6 protein-coding genes and 3 pseudogenes are annotated in these 6,245 nt (G+C 69.8%); 5 read left to right on the top strand and 4 right to left on the bottom strand.

What is annotated here, in order from left to right:
* Nucleotides 1-141: 141 nt before the first annotated feature.
* The 3 genes and pseudogenes from ABZ646_RS37825 to ABZ646_RS37815 form a co-directional block, all read right to left on the bottom strand.
* Nucleotides 142-426, bottom strand: coding sequence for a YggT family protein (locus tag ABZ646_RS37825; RefSeq protein WP_046729537.1), 285 nt, complete (start codon nucleotides 424-426; stop codon nucleotides 142-144).
* Nucleotides 427-476: 50 nt separating this feature from the next.
* A complete protein-coding gene (gene sepF / locus ABZ646_RS37820) occupies nucleotides 477-1,118 on the bottom strand; it encodes a cell division protein SepF (RefSeq protein WP_132886261.1) in 642 nt (213 codons plus the stop codon).
* A 126-nt stretch (nucleotides 1,119-1,244) separates the two neighbouring features.
* Nucleotides 1,245-1,418: pseudogene (locus ABZ646_RS37815) on the bottom strand (YggS family pyridoxal phosphate-dependent enzyme); the annotation flags it as partial.
* On the opposite strand from ABZ646_RS37815, the pseudogene ABZ646_RS37810 reads away from it, so the two are divergent.
* A pseudogene (locus ABZ646_RS37810) lies at nucleotides 1,408-1,689 on the top strand (TetR family transcriptional regulator); the annotation flags it as partial. The pseudogenes ABZ646_RS37815 and ABZ646_RS37810 overlap by 11 nt on opposite strands.
* 51 nt (nucleotides 1,690-1,740) lie before the next feature.
* Nucleotides 1,741-3,414, top strand: a complete 1,674-nt coding sequence (locus tag ABZ646_RS37805) for an FAD-binding dehydrogenase (RefSeq protein WP_360529592.1) — start codon at nucleotides 1,741-1,743, stop codon at nucleotides 3,412-3,414.
* Between the two features lies 1 nt (nucleotide 3,415).
* Here the strand turns inward: ABZ646_RS37805 and ABZ646_RS37800 are convergent, their stop codons facing one another.
* On the bottom strand, nucleotides 3,416-3,763 hold the full coding sequence (locus ABZ646_RS37800) for a DUF488 family protein (protein ID WP_360529589.1): 348 nt from the start codon (nucleotides 3,761-3,763) through the stop codon (nucleotides 3,416-3,418).
* A gap of 165 nt (nucleotides 3,764-3,928) precedes the next feature.
* Between ABZ646_RS37800 and ABZ646_RS37795 the strand changes: the two genes are divergently transcribed.
* The 3 genes and pseudogenes from ABZ646_RS37795 to ABZ646_RS37785 form a co-directional block, all read left to right on the top strand.
* Nucleotides 3,929-5,332: a M1 family metallopeptidase gene (locus ABZ646_RS37795; RefSeq protein WP_360529586.1), complete on the top strand. Its 1,404-nt coding sequence runs from the start codon at nucleotides 3,929-3,931 to the stop codon at nucleotides 5,330-5,332.
* A 73-nt stretch (nucleotides 5,333-5,405) separates the two neighbouring features.
* Complete coding sequence (locus ABZ646_RS37790) at nucleotides 5,406-6,143, top strand: L,D-transpeptidase family protein (RefSeq protein WP_360529583.1); 738 nt, start codon at nucleotides 5,406-5,408, stop codon at nucleotides 6,141-6,143.
* 19 nt (nucleotides 6,144-6,162) lie between these two features.
* Nucleotides 6,163-6,245 (top strand): annotated as a pseudogene (locus ABZ646_RS37785) (DNA-binding response regulator); the annotation flags it as partial.

Here is a 6,245-nt window from a genome sequence, read left to right as displayed (position 1 = left end):
GCTGGCCGACGCGCGGGTGAAGAGCGCCACCTCCGCGCCCCCCGAGGAACTGCTTGTTCCGCACGTCCTCGGGGGTCAACGGCATCTCTTCACCTCAACGTAGTCGTCGGCGTTCGGCAAGACGGTAGGTCACATCGCTCATCACAGCCGACCAACGATCGCGATCAGGATGTAGACGATGATCATCAGTACGAAGAAGGACAGGTCGAGCGCCACGCCCCCGAGACGCAGCGGCGGGATGAACCGCCGCAGAAGCTTGAGCGGTGGATCGGTGACAGTGTAGGTCGCCTCAAGTACGACCACCATCGCCTTGCCGGGTTGCCATGAGCGGGCGAACTGGAACACGTAGTCCATGACCAACCGGAAGATGAGCACGATGAGGAAGCACATCAGCGCGATGTAGATCACATCCAGGAACACGCTCATGATCCGTGCTTCCCTCTCCCCTGTTCCGTGCTTCGTACCGGTGTTGCGTCTCAGCTCTGGTTGAAGAACCCGCCCTCTGCGATGCGGGCCTTGTCCTCCGCCGTGACATCGACGTTAGCAGGCGACAACAGGAACACCTTCTGCGTCACCCGCTCGATGCTGCCGTGAAGACCAAACACCAAACCGGCCGCAAAGTCGACAAGTCGCTTCGCGTCTGTGTCGTCCATCTCAGTCAGATTCATGATCACCGGGGTGCCCTCACGGAAGTGTTCCCCGATGGTACGGGCCTCGTTGTAGGTCCGGGGGTGAAGCGTGGTGATCCGGTAAGGCTCTCGTTCCGACACGACCTTGGGCATGATCACCGGTGCGTTCTTCTCCAGACTTGCGCGTTCTTGTGTGATGGACACCACGGGGCCGATGCGCGCCGGGCGGCCCGATTCCGCGGACAGGGAAGCGGAATGCGACACCGGTTCGCGCGGTGGGGACGGCTGCACCACTCGTACCGAATCGTCCCTTTGGGGCTGATGTGCACTGTGGGACTGGTGCGACGGCTCGTGCCGCCGGTGGTCCCGCTCGGGCTCCGGGTCCAGTTCGGGCTCGAAGTCGTCGTCAGGGTCGAATCCGCGGCCGTCGTACCCATCGTCCTCCACGAGGCCGAGGTAGACCGCCATCTTGCGCATCGCGCCGGCCATGCTCTGAGTCCTCCGCTCTGTGGTGGATCGGTGACGACTGCCAAGTCCCGCGATCCACGAGGCCCTTGCGCCCACTTTGGGCGACATTGACCATATTTTCTGCTGTGGTCCGACTTCCTGGCGACGTTACCCGAGCCTGAGGCGGACTCCGAGTACCGCGGTGCCGACGCGTACATGTGTCGCTCCGGCCGCCACGGCGTCCTCAAGGTCCGCACTCATCCCTGCGGACACCATGTTCGCAGCCGGATGGGCCCGGCGCAGGTCAGTCGACAAATCCATCAACCGCTCGAACGCCGCCCGGGACGCGGCCGTGGCCGAGGCCCTCCTCGACCACCGCGCCCGGCTGCGCCGCGCCATCGCCGACCGGCTCTCCCGGGCCCCGCTCCCCGCCGTCCTCGGCGACGCCGACTCCGCCGCACACGCCGTGGTCGCCGCCTACGACGGCGTCACCACCCAACTGCTGCTGGACCGGGACGTGGCCCGGGCCCGTGCCTGGCTCAAGCAACTGCTCACCGCGCTGCTGACCGACGGCAGCACCACGAGCGAGACCTCCGGGCTCAGCCCCCGATGAGATCAGCTCCCCCATGAGACAAGCCCCCCAATGAGAAAGGCAACGGACGCCATGGACGCGGACGTCATCGTCGTCGGAGCGGGCCTCGCCGGCCTGGTCGCGGCGCACGAACTCACCAGCAGGGGCAGGCGCGTAGCCCTGGTCGACCAGGAGAACGCCGCCAACCTCGGCGGCCAGGCGTTCTGGTCCTTCGGCGGGCTCTTCCTCGTCGACTCGCCCGAACAGCGCCGCCTCGGCATCAAGGACAGTCTCGACCTGGCCTGGAGCGACTGGCAGGGCAGCGCCCAGTTCGACCGCGAGGACGACGAGGACTCCTGGGCGGTGCGCTGGGCACGCGCGTACGTCGAGTTCGCGGCGGGGGAGAAGCGGCCCTGGCTGCAGAGTCACGGCATCGGCCTGCTGCCGACCGTCGGCTGGGCCGAGCGCGGCGACCTGCGCGCCGACGGGCACGGCAACTCCGTCCCCCGCTTCCATGTCGCCTGGGGCACCGGCACCGGCGTGGTCGAGCCCTTCGCCCGGTACGCCAAGCAGGCCGCCCGCGACGGACTGCTCACCTTCTACCACCGTCACCAGGTGGACCAGCTCGTCATCGAGGACGGCGAGGCGCGCGGCGTGCGCGGCACGGTCCTCGCCGCCGACGACGCACCGCGCGGCGTCGCCTCCGGCCGCGACCGCGTCGGCGACTTCGAACTCACCGCCCAGGCCGTGATCGTCACGTCCGGCGGCATCGGCGCCAACCACGACATCGTCCGCCGCTACTGGCCCGAGCGGCTCGGCACACCCCCCGCCGAGATGGTCACCGGCGTCCCCGCCCACGTGGACGGCCGCATGCTCGACATCAGCGCCGAAGCCGGCGTCCGCCTGGTCAACCGGGACCGCATGTGGCACTACACCGAGGGCATCCAGAACTGGAACCCGATCTGGCCCGGCCACGGCATCCGCATCCTGCCCGGCCCGTCCTCGATCTGGCTCGACGCCCTCGGCCGCCGCCTGCCCGACCCCTGCCTGCCGGGTTACGACACCCTGAGCACCCTGAAGTACCTGCGCACCACCGAGGACATCGCCGGGTACGACCACTCCTGGTTCGTCCTCACCCGGAAGATCGTCGAGAAGGAGTTCGCGCTCTCCGGCTCGGAGCAGAACCCCGACATCACCGCCAAGGACCGCAAGGCCGTCCTGCGCGACCGGCTGCTCGGCAAGGGCGCGCCCGGCCCGGTGCAGGCCTTCCTCGACAAGGGCGCGGACTTCGTCACCGCGAACTCCCTCGACCAGCTCGTCGAGAAGATGAACGGCCTCACCGACAAGGCACTGCTCGACGCGGCCCAGGTGCGCCGCCAGATCGTCGCCCGCGACCTGCAGATCCACAACTCCTACAGCAAGGACTCCCAGGTCCAGGGCATCCACAACGCCCGCCGGTACATCGGCGACCGCCTGGGTCGGGTCGCCGCCCCGCACCGCATCCTCGACCCGGCCGCCGGTCCGCTGATCGGCGTCAAGCTGCACGTGCTCACCCGCAAGACCCTCGGCGGCATCCAGACCGACCTGGACTCGCGTGCCCTCGGCGCCGACGGCACGCCGATCGGCGGGCTCTACGCGGCCGGTGAGGTGGCCGGCTTCGGCGGCGGCGGGGTGCACGGCTACAACGCGCTGGAGGGCACCTTCCTCGGCGGCTGCCTGTTCTCCGGCCGGGCGGCAGGCCGGGCGGCGGCGAAGCAGACCGCGTAGCTCACTCGTCGAGGAGCCGCGCCAGCACACCGGCGTGGCTCTCCGCGGGCGTCTTCGACGCAGTCAGCAGGGTGATCTTCCGCCTCCGGGCCGTCTTCCGCAGGCCGTCGAGGAGGTCGGCGGCCTCGGGAGCGTCGAGCTCCGCCTCGTAGCGGCGGGTGAACTCCTCGTACGAGCCGCCCTCGTGGAACCAGTGGCGCAGCTCGGTGGAGGGCGTCAGGCCCTTCGGCCACTCGTCCACGTGCGCGTCCTCCTTGGAGACCCCGCGCGGCCAGAGCCGGTCCACCAGGACCCGCACCCCGTCGTCCGGCTCGGGCGATTCGTAGATCCTGCGGACGCGCACGCTCACGGTCGGGCACCTCTCGGCTCGGTGACGGTCACGCGAGAGTACGCGGCGGACACCCGCCACCGGCCGCCGACGCGGCGCGACTTGACCTGAATGAGGGGGAAGCGCGCACACCGCCGCCCCTAGGGTGGGTTATTGATCATCAGCCACCCCTCCCAAGGAGCGCATGTGCAGGCTGCAAGCAGACGTACCGCAGTCCTCCGCCGCGAGGCCGTCCTCGCGACCGTCCCGGTCGCCGTGGCGGCCCTGCTCGCCGCCGCCGGACCGGCCTCGGCGAGCACCGTCGGCGGCTCGGGCGCGGGCGACCCGTACTTCCCGCTCAGCGGCAACGGCGGCTACCACGTCGGCCACTACGATCTGACGCTCCGCTACGACACGGCATCCCGCCACCTCGACGGCAAGGCCGTGCTCACCGCCCGGGCCACCCAGCGGCTCACCCGCTTCGACCTCGACCTCAAGGGCCTCAAGGTGACCCGGGTGACCGTCGACGGACGCACGGCCCGCTTCAGCCGCAGCGGACAGGAACTCGTCGTCACGCCGCCGCGCGCACTGGCGAAGGGCCGGGAGTTCCGGGTCGCCGTCAGCTACAACGGCACACCCAAGCCGGTCACCGACCCGGACGGCTCGGCCGACGGCTGGATCCCCACCGACGACGGCGCGTTCGTCGCCGGGGAGCCGCAGGGCGCGATGACCTGGTTCCCGGCGAACAGCCACCCCAAGGACAAGTCGTCGTACGACTTCACGATCACGGTGCCCAAGGGGCGCACCGCCGTCGCCAACGGCGTCCTTGTCGGACAGCACACGTCGGCCGGGCGCACCACCTTCCGGTGGCGGCAGAGCGAGCCGATGGCCGCGTACCTCGCCACCGCCACGGTCGGCAAGTTCGACGTCGAGCAGTACACCACCCGGGACGGGATCAAGGTGTACAACGCGGTCGACCCGCGCGAGGCGAGCGGCTCGGCGGCCGTGCTGAAGAAACTGCCGTCGGTCCTGGAATGGGAGAGCAGGCTGTTCGGGCCGTACCCCTTCCGGTCCGCCGGGGCGATCGTCGACCACGCGCCGAGCGTCGGGTACGCCCTGGAGACGCAGGGACGGCCGATCTACGACTCCGCGCCCGATCTCAGCACCCTGGTCCACGAGAACGCGCACCAGTGGTTCGGCGACTCCGTCTCCCTCACCGCCTGGAAGGACATCTGGCTCAACGAGGGGTTCGCCACGTACGCCGAGTGGCTGTACAGCGAGCAGCACGGGGGCGACAGCGCGCAGAAGACCTTCGACGCGTTGTACGCCAAGCCGGCGAGCGACGCGTTGTGGGCGTACCCGCCGGGGGATCCGGGAAGCGGGAAGAACATCTTCGGCGAACCGGTGTACGCCCGCGGGGCGATGGCGCTGCACCAGCTGCGGAAGGCCGTGGGGGATGCGGTGTTCTTCCGGATCCTGCGGGCCTGGGCGGGTGAACACCGGTACGGGCATGGGACAACTGCTCAGTTTGTGAAACTGGCTGAGGGGCAGTCGGGGGTCGACCTCGGGTCCCTGTTCCAGACGTGGTTGTACAAGAAGGGCAAGCCGTGACGACACAGCACCGCGCCCCAAGAGGGCGCGGAAACTGACGAGTTCCTTACATTTCTCGGCCAGAGTCGGTCTCATGATCCAACGCAGAACAGCTGTCGCCCTGCTCGCCTCCCCCCTGCTGCTGTCCGGTTGCGGGGGAGGTGCCGAGGCCGCGCAGAGCCCGGCCGACGACGGCCGTGCGGCGCGGGCGGCGGCCTCCCCCACAGCCGGGAGCGGCCCGCAGGACCAGGGCATACCGGGGCTCGGGCCGAAGACGACGGCCGCGATACCCGAGCGGGCGGAACAGGTCGTCGTCGCCACCGGGCGGGGCAGGAACTCCCCGGTGTCCACCGTCGTCCTCTACGAGCGCGACGACGCCACCTGGCAGCCCGGCGCCAGTTGGCCCGCGCACAACGGCAAGGACGGCTGGAGCGAGCACCACATGGCCGGGGACCTGCGCTCCCCCGTCGGTGTGTACGGGCTGACCGACGCCGGCGGCCTGCTGGCCGACCCCGGGAGCAAGCTGCCGTACCACCACTCGAACGGCTTCTACTCGCCCGGCACCGGCTTCGAGGGCGAGCCGCTGGAGGGCTCCTTCGACTACGTCGTCGCCATCAACTACAACCGCGAGCCGGGCACCTCACCGCTCGACTGGACCCGGCCGCTGGGGGCCGCCCGCGGTGGCGGCGTCTGGCTGCACGTCGACCACGGGGGACCGACCCACGCCTGCGTCAGTGTCGCCAAGGCACACATGAAGGAGCTGCTGCGCACCCTCGACCCGGGCCGGCATCCGGTCGTGGTCATGGGATACGCCGACTGGCTCGCACAGTAGACGCCTAGGATCCGAACCCGTGTGCGCACATGTGCTGGTCGCCGAGGACGACGAGATGCAGGCCGAGCTGGTCAGGCGGTCGCTGCTGGCCGAGGGCCACAC

Source organism: Streptomyces sp. NPDC007162 (genome assembly GCF_040634175.1).
Lineage (GTDB): Bacteria > Actinomycetota > Actinomycetes > Streptomycetales > Streptomycetaceae > Streptomyces.
Note: the sequence above shows the minus strand (reverse complement) of the source record. Positions and strands in the feature narration are given on the sequence as shown.

Coding starts and splice junctions, on each gene's coding strand:
- ABZ646_RS37825 (WP_046729537.1), bottom strand. CDS start 426: ATGAGCGTGTTCCTGGATGTGATCTACATCGCGCTGATGTGCTTCCTC.
- sepF (WP_132886261.1), bottom strand. CDS start 1,118: ATGGCCGGCGCGATGCGCAAGATGGCGGTCTACCTCGGCCTCGTGGAG.
- ABZ646_RS37805 (WP_360529592.1), top strand. CDS start 1,741: ATGGACGCGGACGTCATCGTCGTCGGAGCGGGCCTCGCCGGCCTGGTC.
- ABZ646_RS37790 (WP_360529583.1), top strand. CDS start 5,406: ATGATCCAACGCAGAACAGCTGTCGCCCTGCTCGCCTCCCCCCTGCTG.